Genomic DNA, 24750 nt, shown 5'->3' with positions numbered 1-24750 from the left:
GCCCTGACAGCTCGGACGACGCTGACGACGCTGGCCATGACGCACGAGAGCGGGGCGGGGACCGGAGAGCAGCTCTCCGGTCCCCGCCCCGCTCTTTCGGGACGTGCCGCGCCTACTGGAAGCGCGCCCTGATCGCCTCGCCGTGCGCGGGCAGGTCCTCGTCGTTGGCCACGGCCACGATGCGGTCCGCCAGCTCCTGGAGCGCGTCGGCCGAGTACTCGACGACCTGGACCGCGCGCAGGAAGCTGTGCACCCCGAGCCCGCTGGAGTAGTGCGCGCAGCCACCGGTCGGCAGGACGTGGTTGGAGCCCGCCATGTAGTCGCCCAGCGGGACGGGCGAGTACGGGCCGACGAAGATCGCGCCCGCGCTCTGCACCCGCTCGGCCACGGCGGCGGCGTCGGCCGTCTGGACCTCGAGGTGCTCGGCGCCGTACGAGTCGACGACGTCGAGACCCTGCTCCAGGTCGTCGACCACGATGATCGCGGACTGCGGCCCGGACAGCGCCTGCGCCACGCGCGCCGCGTGCTTGGTCTCGGGGACGAGGTCCACGAGGCGGGCATCGACGGCCGCTGCCAGCTCGACCGACGGTGTCACGAGCACGGCCGCGGCGTCAGGCGTGTGCTCGCCCTGGCTGATGAGGTCGAGCGCGACGTGCGTGGGGTCCGCGCCGCCGTCCGCGAGGATCGCGATCTCGGTGGGACCTGCCTCGGAGTCGATCCCGACGACACCGCGCACGAGCCGCTTGGCGGCCGCGACGTAGATGTTCCCCGGACCCGTGATGACGTCGACGGGCTCGCACAGGTAGTCGCCGTCCTGCGGCTCGCTGCCCGCGGCGCCGTACGCGAACATCCCGATCGCCTGGGCCCCGCCGACGGCGTACACCTCCTCGACGCCCAGCAGCGCGCACGCCGCGAGGATCGTGGGGTGCGGCAGGCCGTCGTTCTCGCGCTGCGGCGGAGAGGCCACCGCGAGCTCGCGCACGCCGGCCTCCTGCGCCGCGACGACGCTCATGATGACCGACGACGGGTAGACGGCGATCCCACCGGGCACGTAGAGCCCGACGCGACGCACCGGGATCCAGCGCTGGCGGACCTGGGCTCCCGGCGCCAGGTCGACCGAGAACGGCTGGGGGCGCTGGGCGGCGTGCACCGTGCGGACGCGGCGGATCGCCTCCTCGAGACCGTCGCGCACGAGCGGGTCGAGCGTCTCGAGGGCCTGGGCCATGCGCTCCGCCGGGACCCGCAGGTGGACCGGTCGCACGCCGTCGAACCGCTCCGAGAGGTCCCGCAGCGCCGAGGCACCGTGCAGGCGGACGTCATGCAGGATCGGGGCGACCTTCTCCGCGGCGTCCTCGACGCCGATCTCCGGACGAGGCAGGATCTCCGTGAGCTCACGGGGAGACAGGGAACGACCACGCAGGTCGATGCGATTGATCACCGACCCATCGTAGGCCGGGCCGCGAGCCGACCTCCAGGCCATTCAGCAGGTGGGCAGGTCCCCGGCACGTCCCGGACGCGAGAGAATGGTCCTCATGACCACGACACCCACGGTGGAGATCACCGACGACGTCATCCGCCTCGGCCAGTTCCTCAAGCTCGCGAGCCTCGTCGACTCCGGCGCCCACGCCCGCGACCTCATCTCGGAGGGAGAGGTCCAGGTCAACGGCGAGGTCGACACGCGCCGCGGCCGCCAGCTACGCAAGGGCGACGTCGTCACGGTCGACGTACCGACCGGCCAGATCGGCGCGATCGTCGGCTAGCCGCCGGGGGGTACCGGGCGCCCCGGCTGCCCAGCAGCCGCCCCCGTACCCCTCAGAAGGCCATGTAGCTCGAGCTCATGACCTTGTCCGCGACGATCCGCAGGACCACGCGGCGCGGGTTGACGCGCGGCTCCTTGTAGCGCCGCGTGTACCGGCGCACGGCCTCGGCGACCTCGTCGGGGTCGCGCGAGACCGAGATGGTGCCCTCGAGGGTGATCCACCGCCCGCCCTCGACCTGGCAGACGGCCGCCCGGGGGTGAGCCCCCTCGGGCGTGAGGCGCTCGGCGTTGAGCGCCTTGACCGACGTGTCGTTCGTGGTGATCCGCACGACCCCGGTCTCGGGGTCCCAGGTGAAGCCCACGGGCACGACGTGCGGGCTGCCGTCCTCCCGCAGGGTGGTCAGGGTCGCCAGGTGGCGCTCGGTCACGAAGACGCGCTGCTCGGGGGTCAGGTGGATCACGACCGCGAGTCTACGTGTCCTGGCCGGGCCCGAAGCCGTAGGTCGTGACGGGCGGGACGGTGCCCTGTGCGAGCGCGGTGAGCACCGCGGCCTCGTGCGGCACGACGGGGGTGGGCAGGGCGGAGAGCGCGAACCAGCGCAGGTCGGCGGCCTTGTCCCGCTCGACGACGACCGGCTCGCCGGCCCATGTGCGGCTCGCGAAGAAGAAGTCGACCCGTTGCTCGATCGGCCCACCGCCGGGACGCGTGCGGTGCATCACGGTGAGCGGTTCGAGGTCCGCCGTCGCGACGTCGATCCCCAGCTCCTCGCGCGCCTCCCGCCGCGCGGCGGCCAGCACGCTCTCGCCCTCCTCGACGTGACCGGCCGCGGCCGCGGCCCAGTGGCCGTCCATGTACCCGGTGTTCCGCCGGAGCTGGAGCAGGACCTCGTCGCCGCGACGCAGCAGCACGTAGGCAGCCGGGATCACCTGGAAGCGCCCCGGGGAGCCGTCCGGCGCCGGGAGGTACCCGCCCCCGGGCCCTGGGCCCTCGGTTCCGGTCACACCGTGAGGCACGTCGGCCCGAGCAGCGCCTTGAGGTCCCCGTACAGCGCAGGGCTCTTCTCGACGCGCAGGGTGTCCTCGAGCCGCATGACCTTGGTCCGGCCAGGGCTCGTGAGCTTGAGGTGGACCTCGGTCACCCCCGGGTGCGTCGAGAGGATCTCGCGCAGCCGCTCGACCACGGGCTGGGTGCAGCGCGACTCGGGCAGGCTCACCAGCACCGGCGTCTCGGCGACCGTCGAGATGTCCGGGAGCGAGACCTCCATGGCCTGGAGCTGCATGGTCTCGTCACGGCGTCGCACGCGACCCCTCAGGACCACGACCTGGTCCTCGGCGAGGATCGTCGAGTACGCGAGGTACGTCTCGCCGAAGAACATGACCTCGACCCCGCCCTCGAGGTCCTCGATCGTGACCGCGGCCCAGGGGTTGCCGTTCTTGCTCATCTTGCGCTGGAGCGAGGTGATGAGGCCGGCGATGACGACCGTCGAGCCGTCGGGGCGTGCCTCGTCCGCCATGAGCGCGGCGATCGACGTGTCGGCCGCGCGTGTCAGGACGTGCTCGAGCCCCGACAGCGGGTGGTCGGACACGTACAGGCCGAGCATCTCGCGCTCGAACGCGAGGCGCTGCTTCTTGTCCCAGTCGGGGATGTCGGGCACGTCGACACTGAACGACATGGCGGGATCCTCGGCGCCCAGGTCGGCGAAGAGGTCGAACTGCCCCTTGGCCTCCTCGCGCTTGACGCTGATGACCGAGTCCACCGCCTGCTCGTGCACCACGAGCAGCGCGCGCCGCGCGTGGTCGAGCGAGTCGAACGCCCCCGCCTTGATGAGCGACTCGATGGTCCGCTTGTTGCACACCACGGCGGGGACCTTGTCGAGGAAGTCGGTGAAGGACCCGAAGGTCCCCTTCTCCTCGCGGGTCGCGACGATCGCGTCCACCACGTTGGCGCCGACGTTGCGGACCGCGGTCAGGCCGAAGCGGATGTCCTTCCCGACGGCGGTGAAGTTGGCCGACGACGAGTTCACGTCCGGCGGCAGGACCGTGATCCCCATGCGGCGGCACTCGTTGAGGTAGAGGGCCGACTTGTCCTTGTCGTCGCGCACGCTCGTGAGCAGCGCGGCCATGTACTCGGTCGGGTAGTTGGCCTTGAGGTAGGCGGTCCAGTAGGAGACGACACCGTACGCCGCGGAGTGCGCCTTGTTGAACGCGTAGTCCGAGAACGGCAGCAGGATGTCCCACAGCGTCTTGACCGCGGCCATGGAGAAGCCGCGCTCCTTCATGCCGTTCGAGAAGCCCTCGAACTGCTTGTCCAGCTCGGACTTCTTCTTCTTGCCCATGGCACGGCGCAGGATGTCGGCCTGGCCGAGCGAGTACCCGGCGACCTTCTGCGCGATGGCCATGACCTGCTCCTGGTACACGATCAGGCCGTAGGTGGTCCCCAGGATGTCCTCGAGGGCTTCCTCGAGCTCGGGGTGGATCGGAGTGACCTCCTGCATCCCGTTCTTGCGCAGCGCGTAGTTGGTGTGGGAGTTGGCTCCCATGGGGCCCGGGCGGTAGAGAGCGCCCACGGCCGAGATGTCCTCGAAGTTGTCGGGGCGCATGAGCTTGAGCAGCGTCCGCATGCCGCCGCCGTCGAGCTGGAACACGCCCAGGGTGTCGCCGCGCCCCAGGAGCTCGTACGTCTTGGGGTCGTCGAGCGTGAGCGCCTCGAGCTCGACCGGGTCCTTGCCGTTCATCACGATGTTCTCGAGCGCGTCGTCGAGGATCGTGAGGTTGCGCAACCCCAGGAAGTCCATCTTGATCAGGCCGAGGCCCTCACAGGTGGGGTAGTCGAACTGCGTGATGACCGCGCCGTCCTGCAGGCGGCGCATGATCGGGATGATGTCGATGAGCGGCTCGCTCGACATGATGACGCCGGCCGCGTGCACGCCCCACTGGCGCTTCAGTCCCTCGATGCCCTTGGCGAGCTCGACGACGCGCTGCGCGTCGGGGTCCGCCGAGTGGATCTGGCGGAACTCGTCGGCCTCGTTGTACCGCTTGTCGTCGGGGTTGAAGATCCCCGTGAGCGAGATGTCCTTGCCCATGATCGCGGGCGGCATGGCCTTGGTGAGCTTCTCCCCCATCGCGAAGGGGAAGCCCAGGAGACGCGAGGAGTCCTTGAGGGCCTGCTTGGCCTTGATGGTGCCGTACGTGACGATCTGGGCGACGCGGTCCTCGCCGTACTTCTCCGTCACGTAGCGGATGACCTCACCACGACGACGCTCGTCGAAGTCGACGTCGAAGTCGGGCATGGACACACGGTCGGGGTTGAGGAACCGCTCGAAGATCAGGCCGTGCTGGAGCGGGTCGAGGTCCGTGATGCGCATCGCGTACGCGGCCATGGAGCCCGCACCCGAGCCACGCCCCGGCCCCACGCGGATGCCGTTGTCCTTGGCCCAGTTGATGAAGTCGGCGACGACGAGGAAGTAGCCCGGGAAGCCCATCTGCACGATGACCTGGGTCTCGTACTCGGCCTGCTTGCGCACGGCGTCCGAGATGCCGTCCGGGTAGCGGTAGTGCAGGCCCTTCTCGACCTCCTTGATGAACCAGGAGGTCTCGTCCTCGCCCGGGGGGCAGGGGTAGTTGGGCATGTAGTTCGCGGACGTGTCGAAGCTGACCTCGCACTGCTCGGCGATGAGCAGGGTGTTGTCGCAGGCCTCGGGCAGCTCCTTCCAGATGTGCCGCATCTCGGCTGCCGACTTCACGTAGTACCCGTCGCCGTCGAACTTGAAGCGGTCCGGGTCGGCGAGCGTGGAGCCGGAGTTGATGCACAGCAGCGCCTCCTGGGAGTGGCTGTCCTCCTTCTTCACGTAGTGCAGGTCGTTGGTCGCGACGAGCGGTGCCCCGATCGTCTCGGAGAGCCGCAGCAGGTCCTTGATGACACGTCGTTCGATGTCGAGCCCGTGGTCCATGAGCTCGACGTAGAAGTTCTCCTTGCCGAACACGTCCTGGAGCTCGCCGGCGGCCTGCACGGCCGCGTCCCACTGGCCGAGCCGCAGCTTGGTCTGGATCTCGCCCGAGGGGCAGCCCGAGGACGCGATCATGCCCTTGCCGTAGCGCTCGAGCAGGTCGCGGTCCATGCGGGGCCACTTGCCCATCTGGCCGTCGAGCGAGGCGAGCGAGCTCGCGCGGAAGAGGTTGTGCAAGCCCTCGTTGTTGCGGGCCCACATCGTCAGGTGCGTGTACGCGCCACGGGCCGAGACGTCGTCGGACTCCTGGCCCTTCTCGCCGAAGCGCACGCGCGTCTGGTCGAAGCGGCTCGTGCCGGGCGTGACGTACGCCTCGACGCCGATGATGGGCTTGATGCCCGCCTGGGTCGCCTTGGACCAGAAGTCGAACGCCCCGAAGATGTAGCCGTGGTCCGTGGTCGCGATGGCCTTCTGCCCCAGGCGCGCGGTCTCCTCGAAGAGGTCTCCGAGCCGCGCGGCGCCGTCCAGCATCGAGTACTCGGTGTGGACGTGCAGGTGGACGAAGTCGTCGGACTTCTGGGTGCTTCCGGGGGCGACGGCAGACGGCATGCGACGAGTCTAGATCGACCCACCGACGCCTCCCGGCGTGTCGCCCGACGACACCGGCGTGTGCCTTCTCTCATGCCCGCCCGACGGCGCCACGAGCCTCACGGGCTCGGCACCCCGGGGCACGGGTCGCCCCACGAGGGACGGCGGCTGGAACCGTTCGCGGCCCGTGACAGCCCGCGTCTGCGCGTCAGCCGCGCAGGCGCAAGGTCTTCGCGGCGTCCCGGTGGTCGATCCCCGCGTCGAGGTACACCGGCCCGTACACCTCGTACCCGAGGCGTTCGTAGAAGCCTGTGGCCTGCGTCTGCGCGCTGAGCTCGATCCGGACCCTGCCGTCCGCCACGTGCTCGGCGAGCGCGATCTCCTCGAGCGCGCGCATGACCGTCGCGCCCGCGCCCGTGCCTCGGGCGGCGCGGGCGACCGCGACCCGTCCGACGTGCACCTCGCCCGGGTGGGCAGGGTCGGAGAGCAGGCGGCCGGTCCCCACGACGAGCCCCGTCGCGTCCCGGACCACGACATGGGTGGTGGTCGGCGCGAAGTCGGCGTCGTCGATCTCCTCGGCGAGCGGGACCTGCTGCTCGTCCACGAAGACCGCCAGCCGCAGCGCGTGCGCCTCGGTGAGCTGTTCGGGCGTCCGGACCCGTTCGGTCGTCAGCATCGTCGTCCTTCCGTCGGCGGACCCGCGAGCCCGCCGAGCCGGGTCAGGAGTACGCCCCGCGCACGACCTCGAGCGCACGCGCCAGGTCGTCGGGGTACTCGCTCGTGACCTGCGTCCACCGCCCGGTCGCCGGGTGCTCGAAACCGAGCTGCACCGCGTGCAGCCACTGCCGCGTGAGCCCGACCTTCTTGGCCAGCACCGGGTCGGCCCCGTACGTCAGGTCACCCACGCAGGGGTGGCGCAGCGCCGAGAAGTGCACGCGGATCTGGTGCGTGCGACCGGTCTCGAGGTGCACCTCGACGAGCGAGGCCGCCGGGAGCATCTCGAGGACCTCGTAGTGCGTGACCGAGGGCTTGCCCTCGGCCGTCACCGCGAACTTGTAGTCGGCCGACGGGTGGCGCCCGATGGGCGCGTCGATCGTGCCCGTCGTCGGCTCGGGGTGTCCCTGGACGAGCGCGTGGTAGACCTTCTCGACCGTGCGCTCCTTGAACGCCCGCTTGAGCACCGAGTACGCGAGCTCGCTCTTGGCGACCACCATGAGACCCGAGGTGCCGACGTCGAGCCGGTGCACGATGCCCTGGCGCTCCGCGGCCCCCGACGTCGAGATGCGGTACCCCGCGGCGACCAGGGCACCGACGACCGTCGGCCCCGTCCAGCCGGGCGAGGGGTGCGCCGCGACGCCGACGGGCTTGTCGATGACCACCACGTCGTCGTCGTCGTACACGATCTTCATCCCCGGCACGGGCTCGGCGACGACCTGCGGCGTGGACGCCTCCGGCTCGTCGGGGATCTCGACCTCGAGCCAGGCCCCGGCGACCAGGCGGTCGGACTTGCCGAGCTCCCGACCGTCGACGCGCACCCCGCCCGCGGCGGCGACCTCGGCCGCACGCGTGCGCGACAGGCCCAGCAGGCGTGCGAGGGCCGCGTCGACCCTCTCGCCGGCCAGCCCGTCGGGCACAGGGAGCGAGCGCACCTGGCCCATCAGGACTCCGTCCCGGTCGTCGACCCGGTCGTGCCGGAGGCCTGGGGACCTGCGCCCGGCGCGGTCCTCGTCCCGGCACCCGGCGCGGGGGCGTCTGGTCCGTGCTCCACGACGGGGGACGCGTCGTCCCCGGCCTCTGCGGTCGCCGCCGTCTCCTCCACGTGCCGCTGGCCGTCGATGCCGATGCCCTGGACCGAGAGGATCGCGATCATCACCGCGGCCGCCACGACCGCGATGTCCGCGACGTTCCCGATGAACAGGTCCCCGTACCCGATGAAGTCCACCACGTGCCCCTGCGCGAAGCCCGGCTCGCGGAAGATCCGGTCGATGAGGTTGCCCAGGGCTCCACCGAGCAGCAGCCCGAGGGCGACCGCCCAGCCGCGCGACCCGATCTTGCGCATGCTGCGCACGATGAACACGATCACGACCGTGACGACGATCGTCAGGATCCAGGTGTAGCCCGATCCGATCCCGAGCGCCGCCCCCTCGTTGCGGATGAACGTCAGGTGGAGCCACTCGCCGAGGAGCTCGATGGTCTCGTGACCCTCGAGCTCGGCGACGGCCCAGATCTTGGTGACCTGGTCGACCAGGATCACGAGGGCCGCGAGCACCACGACCCACAGGACGAGGCGCCGCGGGGCGACGGTCACGCGCGGGGGGACGTCCGTGGCGGGGGCCGCGGACACGGCCCCGGTGCCACCCTCGGACGGGTCGGCGGGCGCGGGCTGCTGGGGAGAGGGAGTCGATGGCATCGGCGGCAAGTCTGCCATGTCCGGCCGCTGGTCCACGATCCGGGACGGCGAAGGCCGCCGTCCCCGTGGGGACGGCGGCCTTCTCGCGTACGCAGGGCGGTCGCGTCAGCGACGTTCCTCGCGCTGCTTCGCCTCGACGGACAGGTTCGCCCGCGGGTAGGCCTGCAGACGCGCCTTGCCGATCGGGAGCCCGGTCGCCTCGCACGTCGCGTAGGTCCCGGCCGCGATGCGGTCGAGCGCGTGCTTGGTCTGCTCGAGCAGGTCCCTCATGTTGTTGACGAGGGTGAGCTCCTGCTCACGTTCGAGCGCGCTGGACCCGGAGTCCGCCTGGTCGTCACCCGCACCGTCCCCCGAGTTGCGCAGGAGCTCCGAGAGCTCCTGGTCGGCCTCGGTGAGCTCTCGCTCGAGGCGCTCGCGCTCCTCCAGCAGGGTCGCTGCCTGCTCCTCCGCCTCCTTCACCGTCCACGGCTCCTCGCCGTCACGCACGGGGAAGGACTTGACGTCGCGAGCTAGGTTCGGGAACTGCTGTCGTACGACCGCGCGCGTCGCGGTGCTGAGCTTGGTCATGTCGCCCCTCCGGTTCGAGTTGCGGTGAGAGTAGACGCCGCCTGCCGGTACGCACAACGCACCACGCCGGATGGACCGGTGTGGTGCGTCGTCACGGACCGACCGACGGCGAACCCTGTGGTCCGCACGCCTGGTGTGATCGTCTGCCAGGTGGCAGGTGGACTAGATGCCCGCGCTGAGGTCGCTCGAGCGACCCGCGCCGGAACCGCTGCGGGGCGGGAGAGCGCTGCCGCGGTTGTCGAGGTCCCCCATGAGGTTCTGCAGGTAGCTCTTGAGACGCGTGCGGTAGTCCCGCTCGAAGAGGCGGAGCTCGTCGATCTTGCGCTCCAGGAGCGAGCGCTCCTGCTCGAGCTGCGAGAGCGTGCGGTGCGAGGTCTCCTCGGCCTCCTGCACGATCCGGGTGCCCTCCTCCTTCGCTTCTGCGATGAGGCGGTCCCCCTCCTGCTGGCCCGAGCGCACGTAGTCGTCGTGCAGCTTCTGGGCGAGCTGGAGCATGCCGGTGGCCGACTCGGGCTCCGCGGCCGGCTTGCCCAGGACGGGAGCCGAGCTCGCGACGACGGGTGCGGGCTCCGGAGCGGACGGGGTCTCGACCACGGCCGGCTTGGACGGCGCCGAGGCGTCGGCGCGGCTGAGCTCGGCGACGCGTCGCTCCGCTGCGGCCAGCTTGGTCTTGAGGTCGTCGTTCTCCTCCTGCACGGAGTTGAGCGTCCTCACCACCTCGTCCAGGAAGTCATCGACCTCTTCGACGTCGTAGCCCTCGCGGAACTTCGTCGCGGAGAACTTCTTGTTCAGGATGTCCTCTGCTGTCAGCAGTGCCATCGTCTCACCTCAATGCGTTTGCGCCGTCAGTCCGGGCGATCTCGAGATCGCCACAGTCCAAAGTAGCGGAGATTGTCAGCGGAGGCGGACTCCGACCGAGGCCCCGTCGGGACCACCGGTCGCAAGAACGCCGTGATGTCAGATTTCTACGTGTTTACAGAGACCTCAGGATCTGTGCAGCGAACGACACTGCGAGAAAGAGCACGATGAACCCGAGGTCGATCCGCACCTGACCGAGGGTCAGGGGCGGGATGACCTTGCGCAGTGCGCGCAGCGGCGGGTCGGTCAGGGAGTAGATGGCCTCCGCCAGGACGAGCATGACACCGCGGGGGCGCCAGTCGCGCGCGAAGACCTGCACCCAGTCGAACACCACACGTCCGATGAGCACCACGAGGTAGAGGCCGAGGACGAATGCCAGCAGATCGAAGACGAAATTCACAGGGTCAACTGTGCCAGAGTCCGCGGTCAGCTCTGGTTGAAGAAGCCGGCGCGGCTCACCGGAGGCTCGGGCGCCTGCTCCTCGCCCGTGATCTCGACGTGCTCGGGCGAGAGCAGGAAGACCTTGTTGGTCACGCGCTCGATGGCCCCGTGCAGACCGAAGATGAGCCCCGCGGAGAAGTCGACGAGACGCTTGGCGTCCGCGTCGTCCATGTCGGAGAGGTTCATGATGACCGGTGTGCCACCACGGAACGCCTCCCCGATGACGCGGGCGTCGTTGTAGGAACGCGGGTGCACGGTGGTGATCCGGCGGAGCTCTGCTGCTGACATGCTCGTCTGGGGTACCTCTCGTGGGGCGACCGTCCTGTGCAGGGGGGTCACCTGAGCCTGGTAGTCGGTCGGCACGTCGGCCCCCAAGTCGTCGTACTCGTCGATGAACTCTTCCTGGTCGCCCTCGCCTCGATCATCAGCGAGGCCCAGGTAAAGCATGGTCTTGCGAAGTGCTCCGGCCATCGCCCTCTCTCCGTCCTCATGTCGACTGCTGGTTCCGTGCTTTGCACGCTAACCCAGCCCCGGACACGCGCGTGATGCGACACGCCCAGGAAGCGACAACGGGCCGTGGGGTGAGAATCACGCACGGCGCGAGGCGGGCACCGGCTCATCCCAGGGCGACGACTCCCGCGAACCGCCCCGTGGTGGCGCCGCGGCGCGTCGCGAGACGGTGCGAGTAGAAGCGCTCGTCCTCGAGGGTGCAGATCCCGGTCTCGACGATCTCCGCCACCCCGGCGGCACGCAGCTCGGCGACGACTCCCGCCGGCAGGTCGAGCGCGGGCGTGCCCCAGCTCGTGGTCGACTCGGTGCCCGGACGGAGGGCGGCCACCTCGTCGCGCATCTCCTCGGGGACCTCATAGCACCGCCCGCACGCGGCGGGCCCGACGACGGCACGCACCCGGCCCGCTCGCGCCCCCTGCGCGAGCAGCGCGTCGAGGGCCGTACCGACGACCCCTGCGAGCAGGCCCTGCCGACCCGTGTGGGCCACGCCGACGACCCGGGCCTCGGGGTCGGCGAGCAGGACCGGGACGCAGTCGGCGACGAGGACGCCGAGCCCGAGGCCGGGCTGGGCCGTGACGAGGGCGTCGTGCTCGCCGCACGTCGCAGCCCCCGCGTCACGCTCGACCCGCGCTGCCCGGTCGTCCGCCGTGAGCACACGGACCCCGGCACCGTGCACCTGGGTGCCGAAGACGAGGGGCGCACCGAGGAGTCGGCCGACCGCGGCCCGGTGGCCGAGGACGCGCTGGGCGTCGTCCCCGACGCCCAGCCCGAGGTTGAGCCCCGACCAGGGCGCGGGCGACGTGCCTCCCGCACGACCGGTGAACGCAGCACGCACCCCCGGCCCGAGGTCGACCTCGAGAACCGGGGGTGCGGGGAGTGCAGGATCGAGCACGGGCTACTTCAGGAAGTCGGGGACGTCGAGGTCCTCGACCTTGCGCCGGACGGGCTCCTCGTCGTACAGGCGGGGCACCTCGACCTGGGCGGAACGGTCGGCCGCGGCCTGCTCGGCGTTCACGTTCTCGTCGGTGGGGACGACGCTGAACGTCGGGATCGGCGCGTAGCCGGCCGAGACCGTGGCCGCCCCTCCCCCGAAGGTCACGGGGACGTCGTCGGGCTCCGAGGTGATCGGGACCACCGGGCGCGGCAGCGTGTGGCTGCCCGTGGCCGTGGGCACCGCCGCCGGGACCGGCGCCGGAGCGGGCGGCGTCGCGGGCGTGCCGGCGACCTGACCCAGCGCACGGGCGTCCTTGCGGATCTGGGGCGTGCCACCGTCGAACCCGGCCGCGATGACCGTCACGCGGACCTCGTCACCCAGGGCGTCGTCGATCACGGCACCGAAGATGATGTTCGCCTCGGTGTGCGCGGCCTCGTGGACCAGTCGCGCGGCCTCGTTGATCTCGAAGAGACCGAGGTCCGAGCCGCCCTGGATCGAGAGCAGCACGCCGTGCGCACCGTCGATGCTCGCCTCGAGCAGGGGCGAGGAGATGGCGAGCTCGGCCGCCTGGACCGCGCGGTCCTCGCCTCGTGCCGAGCCGATCCCCATGAGGGCGCTGCCCGCACCCTGCATGACGGACTTCACGTCGGCGAAGTCGAGGTTGATCAGGCCCGGGGTCGTGATGAGGTCCGTGATCCCCTGGACGCCCGAGAGCAGGACCTGGTCGGCCGAGTGGAACGCGTCGAGCGCCGAGACGTTGCGGTCCGACATCGACAGGAGCCGGTCGTTGGGGATGACGATGAGGGTGTCGACCTCGTTGCGCAGGGCCTCGATCCCCTGGTCGGCCTGGACCGAACGACGGCGCCCCTCGAACGTGAAGGGTCGCGTGACGACACCGACGGTCAGGGCGCCCAGCGAACGCGCGATGCGCGCGACCACCGGGGCGCCACCGGTCCCGGTGCCACCGCCCTCGCCCGCCGTGACGAAGACCATGTCGGCGCCCCGCAGGACGTCCTCGATCTCCTCGGCGTGGTCCTCGGCCGCCTTCTTGCCCACCTCGGGGTCGGCACCCGCTCCGAGGCCACGCGTGAGCTCGCGCCCGACGTCGAGCTTGACGTCCGCGTCGGACATCAGCAACGCCTGCGCGTCGGTGTTGATGGCGATGAACTCGACGCCCTTGAGACCGACCTCGATCATCCGGTTGACGGCGTTCACGCCACCACCGCCGATGCCGACCACCTTGATCACTGCTAGGTAGTTCTGCGGAGTTGCCACGTCAATGCCTCTCGATCCTGTAGCCCTCAACCTTCACCCTCAACTAGAGGGTTATAGTTATGTCAGGTTGTGCTGTGTCGACGGTAGGTGCCCGCCCCTGCCGTATCAACGACCCGCCCGCGCGTGTCGGCGAAAACCTCTGCGATGGTTCACGTCACACCTCTCCCCGGCCCTCACCGGGTGATCGGCATCGTCGGGGCCGAGACGTCGTAGAGCTTGGCTCCCTGGTTCTCCGGCAGCCCGCGGAGTGCCTGGAGCACCCTGACCTTGAGCGCCGCGTCCTCGTCGTTCCCCCACTCGACGACCGCGCCGTCACGCAGCGTCATGGTGACCGCGTCCTGCGTCGGTGCCGTGACCTCGGCGACCTCGGCCTGCAGCTCGGGCGGCAGCGCGTTGAGCACGATGCGCGCGGCCCGCAGCGAGCGCGCACCCCCCTCGTCGAGCGTCACGCCGATGGCCGGCAGCCCCTCCGGCACCGCCTCGACCGTCGCGACCTGGACCCCGTCACGATCCAGCAGCGCGAAGGCCCCTTCGTGCGGCACCGCGGCCACCGGCTCCCTCGACTCCAGGGTCACGCTCAGCCCGTCGGGCCACTCCCGCAGGATCCGCACGTCGCGCACACCGTTGAGCTCGAGGATCTCGTCGCGCAGGCCGATGGTGTCGACCCGGGGCAACGGGACCCCCGCCACGCCCCCGATCACCTGCTGGACCTCGGCGATGTCGATCACGGTCCCCTCCCCCGAGATCTCGACCTTGGCGGGATCGGCCCCGAGCAGCGGCGAGAAGAGCGCGACCCAGACCGCGGTCACGAGCACGAGCACCCCACCGGCCCAGCCGAGGACCCGGTTCCGGAGACGGTGCCGACGCATCGCGGACTTCTCGGCGAGCCGGTCCGCCATCCCGGTCGAGACCACGCGGTCGACGGGGCGACCCCCACCACCCACCGGCCCCCGGACGAAGGGGACCGGTCCGGTCGCGGGCCGCTCGCGCGTCGAGGTCCCCGCCGCGGGCGCCGAGCCGGTCCGAGCGAGCTCGCTCCCCCGCAGCACGAGCGGCTGCGTCGCGATGTCGTCGTCCGGGTGCCCCGGGGTCCCGACGTCGTCCCGCGTCCCCGCGGGACGGGCCCGCCCGGGCGTCGCCGGACGAGAGCGGGCCGGCTGCTCCTCGCGAGGCGGCGCCGGGGTCGGGCGAGGAGCAGCGGGACGCGGACGGGACGGCGGACGCATCAGTCCTCGACCTCCCCCGCAGGGGCGGCGGGCTCGGACCCGGAGAGCGCGTCGAGGACGACGGCACCGAGCTCCGTGACGTCCCCGGCCCCCACCGTGAGCAGGAGGTCTCCGGGCCGCGCCGACGCGGCCAGCGCACGAGCCGCCTCGACGCGGTCCTCGACGCCTCGTGCCGAACCGCCCGGCATCAGGTCGGTGATGGTCCACGAGCCCGTGGCCGGGTCGGGGTCCTCGCGCGCCGCGTAGACGCCCGTGACGACGACCTCGTCGGCGAGGGACAGGGCGTCGGCGAACTCGCGCGCGAACGTGCGCGTACGGGAGAACAGGTGCGGCTGGAAGAGCACGAGCACCCGCCCACCCGCGGCCACGGGGCGAGCCGCGGTCAGGAGCGCCGCGACCTCGGTCGGGTGGTGCGCGTAGTCGTCGACCACCCGGACCCCGCCCGCCTCGCCCCGCGCCTCGAAGCGTCGGCCCGTGCCCAGGAACTCGCCGACCCCCGCCACGGCCCGCTCGGCGCTCACGCCCAGCAGGACGGCGGTCGCGACCGCTGCCGCTGCGTTGAGAGCGTTGTGCGCGCCGGGCACCTGCAGGCGCAGGTCGAGGCCCACGTCGAGGCCCAGGCTCTCGCCCGCACCGAGCGCACCGAGCGCACCGGCGAGAGGTCGGGCCTCTCCACCCTCCGCACCACCGACGACGGTGAGCCGAGCGGCCACCCCCGCGGCGCCGTCGGGCCGGACGTCCGCCAGCAGCACGTCGCTGCCCGGCGACGTGCCGTACGTGACGACCCGGCCGCCCGCCGCGCGGTGCGCGTCCGCCAGGGCGCGCGCCCCAGGGTCGTCGGCGCACGCGACGAGGAACCCGCCGGGCACGACCCGCTGCGCGAAGTCGACGAACGCCTGCTCGAACGCCTCGCGCGACCCGTAGTGGTCCAGGTGGTCGGGCTCGACGTTCAGCACGACCGCGATCGTCGGTGCGTAGTTGAGGAACGAGCCGTCCGACTCGTCGGCCTCGGCGACCACGACGTCACCGGAACCCAGGTGACCCCCCGGGATCGCACCGTCGCTCGTGATGACCGAGCCTCCGATCGCGAACGACGGGTCGAGGCCCGCGGCGCGCAGGGTCGTCGCGACCATGGCGGACGTCGTCGTCTTGCCGTGCGCCCCCGCGACGGCGACCGACCGCCCCTGGGCCATGAGGACGGCGAGCGCCTCCGAGCGGTGCAGCACGCGCAGGCCTGCTGCCCGCGCGGCGACCAGCTCCGGGTTGTCGGGGCGCACCGCGCTCGAGAGCACGAGCGTGTCGGCCCCCTCGACGTTGCTCGCCGCATGACCCACGAGCACCCGGATCCCGTCCGCACGCAGGGCCCCGACCACGGCGCCGTCCTTCGCGTCCGAGCCCTGGACGCGCACCCCGCGCGCGGCGAGCAGACGCGCCACCACGGACATGCCCGCGCCGCCGATGCCGACGAGGTGGACCGTGCCGAGGTCCGCGAGCGCCGGGGCCGTCGCCGCCGCCCCGCCGTCGTCCCGGCCCGTCGTCCCCGTCACCGCGAGCCCCCGGCCGCCTGCGCGACCAGGTCGGCGACCCGAGCCGCCGCGTCCTGGATGCCCGCGCGCGAGGCGAGCGAGGCCATCGTGCGCAACCGGTCGCCGTCGGCCACGAGCGCCGGCACGTTCTGCGCGACCCACGCGGCCGTGAACGCGTCGTCGTCGACGAGGATGCCGCCGCCGGCCCGCACGACCGGCGCGGCGTTGAGCCGCTGCTCGCCGTTCCCGATGGGCAGCGGCACGTAGACCGCCGGGATGCCCAGCGCCGCGAGCTCGCTCACCGTGCCCGCGCCCGACCGGCACACCACGAGGTCGGCGACCGCGTATGCGAGGTGCATCTCCGACAGGTACTCCCGCACGTCGTAGCCCGGCAGGCCCGCCACGACGGCGCGCACCGCGTCGGCCTTGCCCCGGCCGGTCAGGTGCAGGACCTGCGCCCCGGTCGCGAGGACCTCGCGCGCCGCACCCGACACGGCCTCGTTGAGGCTCTGCGCGCCGAGCGACCCGCCCGTGACGACCACCGTGGGGCGCGCCGGGTCCAGGCCCAGCGACGCCGCCGCGTTGGCCCGGACCGTCGGGGCGTCGACCCCGCGGTCGCGGATCAGGTCCGCGATCTCCCAGCGCAGGGGCAGCCCCGTGACCACGCCGCCCTTGAGCGGCGTCCCCTCGAACGTGAGCGCGACCGACGTCGCCCACCGGGCCCCTGCCCGGTTCGCGAGGCCCGGTCGCGCGTTCTGCTCGTGGATCACGATCGGCACCCCGCGACGGTGCGCCGCGATGTAGGCCGGGGTCGAGACGTAGCCGCCGAAGCCCACCACGACCTCGGCCCGCGTCTCGTCGATCACGGCCCCGGCAGCCTCGACCGCGGCCTTGAGCCGGCCCGGCAGCGCTACCCACTCGCCGCTCGGGCGGCGAGGCATCGGCACCTTGGGCACGAGACGCAACGGGTAGCCCCGCGCGGGCACCAGGTCCGCCTCCAGACCGCTCTCCGTCCCGAGCACCGTGACGACCGCCTCGGGGTTGCGCGCACGCAGCTCGTCCGCGACCGCGAGCAGCGGGTTGACGTGCCCCGCCGTCCCGCCGCCTGCGAGCACCACCGAGCCGACTGAAGAGCTCACCACGTACCTGTCACCTGTCCTTGCTGTCGCTGGTTGTCCGTCCCGGAACGGTCCGGGACCCTGAGAGTAGCCGTGCGCGTCGTCCGGGAGGCCCGGGTCGGCATCGCCGCCCCGTGCACCCGTCCGGCGTCATCGCTTCTGGGGACGTCTGCGCGGGACGGCCCGCCGCCCGGCGTGCCCGACGACGGCGAGCGACCTGCGCACCACGCTCCCCCGGGCGCTGAGCGCCTCGCGCGCCCCCGGCTCGTCGCGCGCGAACGAGATGACGACGCCGAGCGCGGCCATGGTCGTGATGAGCGCCGACCCGCCCGAGGAGACGAGGGGCAGGGGCACGCCGATCACGGGGACGATGCCGATCACCACCCCGATGTTGATGAACGCCTGCCCGACGATCCAGCAGGCGATGCCCGCGGTCGTGATCTTGACGAACGGGTCCGGGTGCCGACGGATGACGCGGCTCATCGCCAGGCCGAGCACCGCGAAGAGCGCGAGGACGAGGAGCGTGCCGAGCAGGCCCAGCTCCTCGCCGATCACGCCGAAGATGAAGTCGTTGTGCGCCTCGGGCAGGTAGCTCCACTTCTCACGGCTCGCCCCCAGGCCCACGCCGCCGAGCCCGCCCGTCCCGAGGGCCCACAGGCCGTGGACGGACTGGTAGCACCCCGTGCCCACGTTCGCGTCGGTCGTGTCGCAGACGCCGGCGTAGGTCGCGAGGAACCGGCTCATGCGGTTCGAGCTCTCCTGCATGGCCACGAACCCGACGCCGACCACGACCGCGGAGATGCCGCCCGCCGTCGCGAGGAGCTTCCAGTCGACACCGGCGACGAAGAAGGCCCCCGCCACGAGCAGGAGGATCACGAGCATGGTGCCCAGGTCGTGGCCCGCCAGGACGAGCCCCATGACCAGGAGCGCGCCGGGGACCGCCGGGACGATCGCGTGCTTCCACGACCCCAGCAACCGCTGCTTGCGGCCGAGGACCACCCCGAGCCAGACCGCGAGCGCGAGCTTGGCCGGCTCCGAGGGCTGGACGTAGAACGAGCCGAAGTTCAGCCAGTTGAGGTTGCCGTTGACCTCCTTGCCGAGCGGGCTGAAGATCAGGAGCTGGAGCAGCAGGCTGACGCCGAGGAGCGGCCACGCCGCGTGCCGGTAGAAGCTCGTGGGCAGCCGCGTCGCGACGAGCAGCACGGGCAGGCCCATGAGGGCGAACCGGGCCTGGGTGAAGAACGCCTCGTACGGCGAGCGGCCTGCGGCGATCTCCGTGACCGCCGAGCTCGACAGCACCATGACCAGACCGATGATCGCGAGCAGGGTCGTCGCACCGACCAGCAGGTAGTAGCTCGTCACCGCGCTGTCCCACTGACCCAGCCAGGCGCGCTCGTCGACGGCCGGGCGCCTGGTCGCGCGCGGTCGCCTGCGGGGGGTGCCCGCCTTCGCCGTCGCGCCGTCCTTGCGCCGACCGAGCAGTCCCGAGGCGGCCGTGCTGGTCGCGCGCGCCGCAGGCCTTGCCCTGCCGGGGGCCTTGGTGGCGCCCGTCTGCTTCCCGGTGCCGGTGGCCCGAGGAGCACGGGGGCCGTCGGCGCCCGCCTGCGTGCGGGGTCGAGCGGCTCCCCCGGCCTCGCTCCCCTTCGTCCGGACGGGGTTCGACGGCGCCGCCCTCCCGGCCTGGCGAGCGGTCGTGGGCCGGGCGTCGCCCGGGGCCGGAGGCTTCGGCGTGGTGCGGCCCGCGGCCGAGCGGGACGCAGGCCCGCGCCCACTCGTCGTCTGGGCCACTGGGCTACCCCTCCAGCTCGGTCTCGGAACCCGGCAGGTCGTGGACCGCGCGCACGAACGCGTCGCCGCGGGTCGCGTAGGACGCGAACTGGTCCATCGACGCGCACGCGGGGGCGAGCAGCACCGTGTCCCCGGGGACCGCCAGTCCACGGGCGCTCGAGACCGCGCGCTGCATCACCGTCCCAGTGTCGCCGGGATCGACTCGGACCACGGGGACATCGGGTGCGTGTCGGGCCAGTGCGCCCTCGAGAGGCTCGGGGTCCACGCCGATCAGCACCACGGCGCGCAGCCTCGACACGCGGGAGCGCACCAGGTCGTCGAACGTCGCTCCCTTGGCCAGTCCGCCCGCGACCCACACGACCGACCTGGGCGCGAAGGCGCCGAGCGACGCGGCCGCGGCGTGCGCGTTCGTCGCCTTCGAGTCGTCGACGTACGCGACGCCGTCGACCGTCGCCACGTGCGCGATCCGGTGAGCGCCGGGGCTGAAGGAACGCAGCCCCTCCCGGACGGCGCGCGCGTCCACCCCGTGCGCCCGGGCGAGCGCCGCGGCCGCGAGGGCGTTGGCGACCACGTGGACGGGCACCACGCCGTCGGGACCCGCGAGGTGCGCGAGGTCCGCGAACGTCGCGAGCTCCTGGGCGCTGCGGTGCCGCGCGGGGTCGTCGGGGGCCGTGTGGAACGCACGGTCCACCAGGACGTCCTCGATCACGCCGAGCTGCGCCCGCGCGGGTGCCCCGACGGTGAAGCCGATCGCCCGAGCCCCCTCCTCGACGTCGGCCTCCCGGACGAGGTGCTCCGTCCGGGCGTCCGCCACGTTGTACACGCAGGCCACCTGGGCACGCTCGTAGACGCGTCCCTTGTCGCCCGCGTAGGCGTCGAGCGAGCCGTGCCAGTCGAGGTGGTCGGGCGCGACGTTGAGCACCGCCGCGGCCTGGGCCGACATGCTGTGCGTGAAGTGGAGCTGAAAGCTCGAGAGCTCGACCGCGAGCACGTCGAGGGAGGGGTCGAGCGCAGCGGTCACGACGGGCGTGCCCACGTTGCCCACGGCCGCGGTGCGCAGCCCGGCGGCGGTCAGGATCGAGGTGAGCATCTCGACCGTGGTCGTCTTGCCGTTCGTCCCCGTGACCGCGAGCCACGGGGCGTAGGACCCGTCGGCACGCGCCGTGCGCAGCTGCCAGGCGAGCTCGACCTCGCTCCAGACGGGGACGCCCGCCTCCCGGGCGGCCACCAGCAGGTCCGACGACGGCGCCCACCCGGGCGAGGCGACCACGAGGTCGACCGTGGACAGGTCGACCTGCGCGGCGTCTGCCGTGTCGGCGTCGGGGGCCGCACGGTCCACCGTGACGACCGAGGCCACCCGGGTCGTCAGCGCGGAGACCGCGGCGCGACCGGAGACCCCGAGCCCGGCGACCAGGACGCGTGCCCGGTCCCACGGGACACGCAGCGCATGGTCGGTCGCGTCGGACACTAGCTGACCACCCACTCCGCGTAGAAGATCCCCAGCCCGAGACCCGCGAACAGGCCGGCGATCAACCAGAACCGGATGACGATCGTCACCTCTCCCCACCCGGACAGCTCGAAGTGGTGGTGCAAGGGCGCCATCTTGAAGACCCGCTTGCCCGTCATCTTGAAGTACCCGATCTGGATGACGTCCGAGAGCACGATGATGACGAACAGGCCGCCGATGATCACCGCGAGGACCTCGGTGCGCGACAGGATCGTGAGGCCGGCCAGCGCGCCGCCCAGGGCGAGCGAACCCGTGTCACCCATGAAGATCTTCGCGGGGCTCGCGTTCCACCACAGGAAGCCGACGCACGCGCCCATGATGGCCGCGGCGACGATCGCCAGGTCCTGCGGGTCGCGGACCTCGTAGCAGCGCGGCCCGGCGGCGTCGAGGATCTGGCAGCTCTGGTTGAGCTGCCAGATGCTCACGAGGATGTAGCTGCCGAAGACGATCACGGACACGCCCGTGGCCAGCCCGTCGAGGCCGTCCGTCAGGTTCACCGCGTTCGACCACGCCGTGATGAGGAAGTTCGCCCACAGGACGAAGAGGATCAGGCCGACCGTCGCCCCCGCGAACGCGAGATCGAGGTTCGTGTCCCGCAGGAACGAGATGTGCGTCGAGGCCGGTGTGCGGAAGTTCTCGTTGGGGAACTGGAGCGCGAGGACCGCGAACGTGACGCCCACGACCCCCTGGCCGACGATCTTGGCCCGCGGGGACAGGCCCAGGCTGCGCTGCTTGCGGATCTTCGTGAAGTCGTCGAAGAAGCCGACCAGGCCGAGGCCCGTCATGAGGAACAGCACGAGGAGCGAGGACACGCTCGGCGTCCTCGGCGTGTCCGAGACGATCGACGCCACGACGTAGGACATCGCCCAGCCGATCAGGGTCGCCCCGATGATGACGACCCCACCCATGGTGGGGGTGCCGCGCTTGGTGAAGTGCGCCGTCGGGCCGTCCTGGCGGACGAACTGGCCGTAGTTGCGGTGGACCAGGAACTTGATGAACAGCGGGGTCCCCAGCAGGGCCACGAGCAGCGCGACGCACGCGGAGACGAGGATCGCGATCACGGGCGCACCTCACCCGCGAGCTCGTCGCCCAGGCGCCACAGGCCCGAGCCGTTCGACGACTTCACCAGGACCACGTCGCCCGGCAGGAGCTCGTCGCGCAGCAGCGCGGAGGCCGCCTCGACGTCAGGCACGAAACGAGTCTCATCGCCCCAGGACCCCTCTTGGGTGGCGCCGTCGTGGATGCCGCCGGCACCGTCACCGACCACCACGAGCAGCTTGATGTTCAATCGCACCACGAGACGGCCGATCTCGTCGTGAGCGGCGCGCGAGTCGGGCCCGAGTTCTCGCATCTCGCCCAGGACCGCGACCGACCTGCGCTCACGCCCTGCCATGACCGCGAGGGCCTTGAGCGCGGCGCGCATCGAGTCGGGGTTCGCGTTGTAGGAGTCGTCGATCACCGTGATGCCGTCGGGACGCTCCGTGACCGCCATGCGGTGCGGGCTGATCGCGGTCGCCTCGTTCAGACCGGCCGCGACGGAGCGCGGGTCGAGCCCCAGCCGGATCGCCGCCGCCGCCGCCGCGAGCGCGTTGGTGACGTGGTGCTCGCCCACGAGCCGGAGCTGGACCGGGAGGTTCTCGACCTCGGACCCGCGCACGCGCAGGTCGAACGACGCGCACCCGCTGCGGTCCATCCCGATGTTCTCGGCGCGCACGTCGGCAGCCGGGATGGTGCCGAACGTCCGCACGGGTCCCGGCGCGACGGCGGCCATCGCGACCACCCGCAGGTCGTCCGCGTTGAGGACGGCCGTGCCCCCCGGCGCGAGGCCCGTGACGATCTCGGACTTGGCCGCGGCGACTGCCTCGATCCCGCCGAACTCCCCCAGGTGGGCGCTGCCCACGGCCAGGACGACGGAGACGTCGGGGGGCGCGATCTGCGTCAGGTAGGTCAGGTGGCCGATCCCGCTGGCCCCCATCTCGAGGACGAGGAAGCGGGTCGAGGCGTCGGCCTCGAGCACGGTCAGGGGCAGGCCGATCTCGTTGTTGAACGAGCCCCGCGGCACGACGGTCCGGCCGTGGGGAGCGAGCAGCTGCCCCAGGAGGTCCTTCGTGGTGGTCTTGCCGACCGACCCGGTGATCCCGACGACCTGGAGGTCGCCCGTCGCGCGCAGGCGACGCAGGACCTCGCGGGCCAGGTCGCCGAGCGCGGCCTGAACGTCCGCCACGACGACCGCCGGCGCGTCGACGTCGCGCGCCGCCAGGACGAGTGTCGCGCCGTTGCCGACCGCGACCGGCACGAAGTCGTGCCCGTCGACGTGCTCCCCGGGGAGCGCCACGAAGAGCGAGCCCTCCTGCACCCGTCGGGAGTCGATGACGACCGAGCCGGTCACCCTCACGTCCGGGTCGGCGGCCAGCCGCCCACCGGTCGCTGCGGCGACCTCCGCCGCAGTCAGCTCGATCATTCTCCGTGCTCCTTCGTCGTCTCGTGGCGCGCGGCCAGTGCGGCGCGCGCCTCCACCCTGTCGTCCAGGGCATGGTCCACCCCGGCGATCTCCTGCCAGACCTCGTGGCCACGGCCCGCGATCAGGACGGTGTCCTGCGCGTCGGCCTCCCGGATCGTGTCATGGATCGCGGTGGCTCGCGGTGCGACCTCGACCACGGTTCGCGCGTGCGCCGCTCCCCCGTGCCCGACGTCGTCGCGCACGTCTTCGCCCTCGCCCGCCTCTGCGGCCTGCTGTGCCGCCCTCGCCCCGGCGAGCACCTCCGCGCGGATCGCGGCCGGGTCCTCCCCGTGCGGGTCGTCGTCCGTGACGACGACCACGTCGGCGCCCTCGACCGCGACCGCCCCCATGCTGGGTCGCTTGCCCTTGTCCCGGTCCCCGGTCGCGCCGAACACCACCACGAGGCGCCCCGTCGTCGTCGGGCGCAGGGCGGCCAGGGCGAGCGAGAGCGCGTCCGTGTTGTGCGCGAAGTCGACCACGACGCGTGGAGCGGTGCCCACGACCTCCATGCGCCCGGGAACCTGGGCGCTCACGCCGCCGGCCGCCTCGAGCGCCGTGGCGACGTCGCGCGGGTCGGCGCCCGCCTCCAGGACCATCGCCAGCGCGAGCGCCGCGTTGGCCACGTTGAACCCACCGGGGAGAGCGGTCGAGGTCCGCAGCTCGCGGCCGTCGCGGTGACGCAGGACGAACGAGCTTCCCGTGCCGGTGGCCGGGTCGACGGCGCGCACGTCGGTCACGGTCCAGTCCGCGTCCGTGGCGTCGGTCCTGTCGCCGCCGGCGACGGCGAGCGTCGCCACCGGGATCGTGGCGACCTCGGCCAGCCGTCGGCCCCAGGGGTCGTCCACCACGACCACACCCCGGCGCGCGTGCTGCGGCGTGAAGAGCGCAGCCTTGGCCTCGAAGTACTCCTGGAGGTCCCCGTGGAAGTCGAGGTGGTCCTGGCTCAGGTTGGTGAACCCCGCCACGTCGAACACGATGCCGTCCACGCGGTGCAGCGACAGCGCGTGCGAGGACACCTCCATCGCGAGCGTCCCGACTCCGTCCTCGCGCATCGTGGCCAGCAGGGCCTGCAGGTCCGCGGCCTCGGGAGTCGTCAGACGGCTCGGCAGGACCCGGTCGCCCGAGCGCATCTCGACCGTGCCGATCAGGCCGCCCTTCCACCCGAGGGTGCGCAGTACGTGGTCCAGCAGGTACGTCGTGGTCGTCTTGCCGTTGGTGCCCGTCACGGCGAACGTGGTCAGCTGCGCTGCGGGCTGTCCGTAGACCCAGGCCGCGACGTGCCCCAGGACGGTGCGCGGGTCCTGCGTCACGAGCACCGGCACGCGGGTCTCCTGGGCGTCGGCGAGCAGCCGCGCGCCCTGCGGGTCCGTCAGCACGGCACGCGCGCCGCGCGAGATCGCGTCGCTCGCGAACCGTGCTCCATGCGTGCCCGCGCCGGGCAGGGCGACGAAGAGGTCGCCGTCGGCGACGACGCGGTTGTCCGAGGCCACGGACCAGATCTCGGTCGCTCCGAGGGCGTCGTCCCCCTGGCCCGACGCCGTCCCCCCGGCGTCGGTGACGAGGTCGAAGGCGGTCGCGAGCTCCCGGGCTGTGCGGTGCACGGACGTGGCGGGACGAAGGCGGTCGATCGGGGATGTCACGAGTAGAACCTACCGTGCGTCAGGGTCTCGCCCCGTCGGCGCGGACGCCCCGACCGGGTACTTCACGGGACCTTCACGCACGTCCGTCGTGCTCGGCGCACGCCGCGTCGGCCCGTGTGGGAACCCCCACAGGGCCGTCCGCAGGGCGCCGTCGCC

General features: G+C 72.2%; 22 protein-coding genes. 1 reads left to right on the top strand and 21 read right to left on the bottom strand.

Going from position 1 to position 24750, the window contains the following annotated elements:
• Positions 1 to 112 precede the first annotated feature (112 nt).
• A complete protein-coding gene (hisD, locus tag JOD48_RS08805; RefSeq protein WP_191790681.1) occupies positions 113 to 1438 on the bottom strand; it encodes a histidinol dehydrogenase in 1326 nt (441 codons plus the stop codon).
• 94 nt (positions 1439 to 1532) lie between these two features.
• Between hisD and JOD48_RS08800 the strand changes: the two genes are divergently transcribed.
• Positions 1533 to 1760 (top strand): RNA-binding S4 domain-containing protein, encoded by a 228-nt coding sequence (locus JOD48_RS08800; protein ID WP_191790680.1) that lies wholly within the window; start codon positions 1533 to 1535, stop codon positions 1758 to 1760.
• A gap of 52 nt (positions 1761 to 1812) precedes the next feature.
• On the opposite strand, the gene JOD48_RS08795 is transcribed toward JOD48_RS08800, so the two are convergent.
• The 20 genes from JOD48_RS08795 to JOD48_RS08700 all read right to left on the bottom strand — a co-directional run bounded on the left by JOD48_RS08795 (position 1813) and on the right by JOD48_RS08700 (position 24594).
• Entirely contained in the window at positions 1813 to 2220 is a 408-nt protein-coding gene (locus tag JOD48_RS08795) for a pyridoxamine 5'-phosphate oxidase family protein (protein ID WP_204808613.1), read from the bottom strand.
• A 10-nt stretch (positions 2221 to 2230) separates the two neighbouring features.
• Entirely contained in the window at positions 2231 to 2761 is a 531-nt protein-coding gene (locus JOD48_RS08790; RefSeq protein WP_191790678.1) for an NUDIX domain-containing protein, read from the bottom strand.
• Entirely contained in the window at positions 2758 to 6315 is a 3558-nt protein-coding gene (dnaE, locus tag JOD48_RS08785) for a DNA polymerase III subunit alpha (protein WP_191790677.1), read from the bottom strand. The genes JOD48_RS08790 and dnaE overlap by 4 nt, the downstream gene beginning before the upstream one ends.
• Before the next feature lie 187 nt (positions 6316 to 6502).
• Positions 6503 to 6970, bottom strand: a complete 468-nt coding sequence (locus JOD48_RS08780) for a GNAT family N-acetyltransferase (RefSeq protein WP_204808611.1) — start codon at positions 6968 to 6970, stop codon at positions 6503 to 6505.
• Positions 6971 to 7013: 43 nt separating this feature from the next.
• Positions 7014 to 7952 (bottom strand): RluA family pseudouridine synthase, encoded by a 939-nt coding sequence (locus JOD48_RS08775; RefSeq protein WP_204808609.1) that lies wholly within the window; start codon positions 7950 to 7952, stop codon positions 7014 to 7016.
• Entirely contained in the window at positions 7952 to 8704 is a 753-nt protein-coding gene (locus JOD48_RS08770; RefSeq protein WP_225227003.1) for a signal peptidase II, read from the bottom strand. The genes JOD48_RS08775 and JOD48_RS08770 overlap by 1 nt, the downstream gene beginning before the upstream one ends.
• Before the next feature lie 105 nt (positions 8705 to 8809).
• A complete protein-coding gene (locus tag JOD48_RS08765; RefSeq protein ID WP_191790673.1) occupies positions 8810 to 9271 on the bottom strand; it encodes a TraR/DksA family transcriptional regulator in 462 nt (153 codons plus the stop codon).
• Between the two features lie 162 nt (positions 9272 to 9433).
• The gene (locus JOD48_RS08760; protein ID WP_191790672.1) at positions 9434 to 10090 is read right to left on the bottom strand and encodes a DivIVA domain-containing protein; all 657 of its coding nucleotides are present in this window, start codon (positions 10088 to 10090) and stop codon (positions 9434 to 9436) included.
• A 154-nt stretch (positions 10091 to 10244) separates the two neighbouring features.
• Complete coding sequence (locus JOD48_RS08755) at positions 10245 to 10529, bottom strand: YggT family protein (RefSeq protein ID WP_191790671.1); 285 nt, start codon at positions 10527 to 10529, stop codon at positions 10245 to 10247.
• A gap of 26 nt (positions 10530 to 10555) precedes the next feature.
• On the bottom strand, positions 10556 to 11041 hold the full coding sequence (locus JOD48_RS08750; protein WP_030150500.1) for a cell division protein SepF: 486 nt from the start codon (positions 11039 to 11041) through the stop codon (positions 10556 to 10558).
• Between the two features lie 145 nt (positions 11042 to 11186).
• Complete coding sequence (locus JOD48_RS08745; RefSeq protein ID WP_204808607.1) at positions 11187 to 11972, bottom strand: purine nucleoside phosphorylase YfiH/LACC1 family protein; 786 nt, start codon at positions 11970 to 11972, stop codon at positions 11187 to 11189.
• 3 nt (positions 11973 to 11975) lie between these two features.
• Positions 11976 to 13289: a cell division protein FtsZ gene (gene ftsZ / locus JOD48_RS08740; protein ID WP_204808605.1), complete on the bottom strand. Its 1314-nt coding sequence runs from the start codon at positions 13287 to 13289 to the stop codon at positions 11976 to 11978.
• Between the two features lie 173 nt (positions 13290 to 13462).
• Positions 13463 to 14515, bottom strand: a complete 1053-nt coding sequence (locus JOD48_RS08735; protein WP_204808602.1) for a cell division protein FtsQ/DivIB — start codon at positions 14513 to 14515, stop codon at positions 13463 to 13465.
• Entirely contained in the window at positions 14515 to 15960 is a 1446-nt protein-coding gene (gene murC / locus JOD48_RS08730; protein ID WP_239527798.1) for a UDP-N-acetylmuramate--L-alanine ligase, read from the bottom strand. The genes JOD48_RS08735 and murC overlap by 1 nt, the downstream gene beginning before the upstream one ends.
• A gap of 98 nt (positions 15961 to 16058) precedes the next feature.
• Entirely contained in the window at positions 16059 to 17183 is a 1125-nt protein-coding gene (gene murG / locus JOD48_RS08725; RefSeq protein WP_191790667.1) for an undecaprenyldiphospho-muramoylpentapeptide beta-N-acetylglucosaminyltransferase, read from the bottom strand.
• 126 nt (positions 17184 to 17309) lie between these two features.
• Positions 17310 to 18947 carry an FtsW/RodA/SpoVE family cell cycle protein gene (locus tag JOD48_RS08720; RefSeq protein WP_307824056.1) on the bottom strand — a complete coding sequence of 546 codons (1638 nt, stop codon included), beginning with the start codon at positions 18945 to 18947 and terminating at the stop codon, positions 17310 to 17312.
• Between the two features lie 4 nt (positions 18948 to 18951).
• Positions 18952 to 20415, bottom strand: a complete 1464-nt coding sequence (gene murD / locus JOD48_RS08715; RefSeq protein ID WP_307824055.1) for a UDP-N-acetylmuramoyl-L-alanine--D-glutamate ligase — start codon at positions 20413 to 20415, stop codon at positions 18952 to 18954.
• Positions 20415 to 21515, bottom strand: coding sequence for a phospho-N-acetylmuramoyl-pentapeptide-transferase (mraY, locus tag JOD48_RS08710; RefSeq protein WP_191790666.1), 1101 nt, complete (start codon positions 21513 to 21515; stop codon positions 20415 to 20417). The genes murD and mraY overlap by 1 nt, the downstream gene beginning before the upstream one ends.
• Positions 21512 to 22915 (bottom strand): UDP-N-acetylmuramoyl-tripeptide--D-alanyl-D-alanine ligase, encoded by a 1404-nt coding sequence (locus tag JOD48_RS08705; RefSeq protein ID WP_204808598.1) that lies wholly within the window; start codon positions 22913 to 22915, stop codon positions 21512 to 21514. Before JOD48_RS08705 ends, mraY begins: the two co-directional genes overlap by 4 nt.
• Positions 22912 to 24594: a UDP-N-acetylmuramoyl-L-alanyl-D-glutamate--2,6-diaminopimelate ligase gene (locus tag JOD48_RS08700; RefSeq protein WP_204808597.1), complete on the bottom strand. Its 1683-nt coding sequence runs from the start codon at positions 24592 to 24594 to the stop codon at positions 22912 to 22914. The genes JOD48_RS08705 and JOD48_RS08700 overlap by 4 nt, the downstream gene beginning before the upstream one ends.
• Between the last annotated feature and the right edge of the window lie 156 nt (positions 24595 to 24750).

It is taken from the genome of Oerskovia paurometabola, from assembly GCF_016907365.1.
Taxonomy (GTDB): Bacteria; Actinomycetota; Actinomycetes; order Actinomycetales; family Cellulomonadaceae; genus Oerskovia; species Oerskovia paurometabola.
This window is presented reverse-complemented; position numbering and strand designations above follow the sequence as displayed.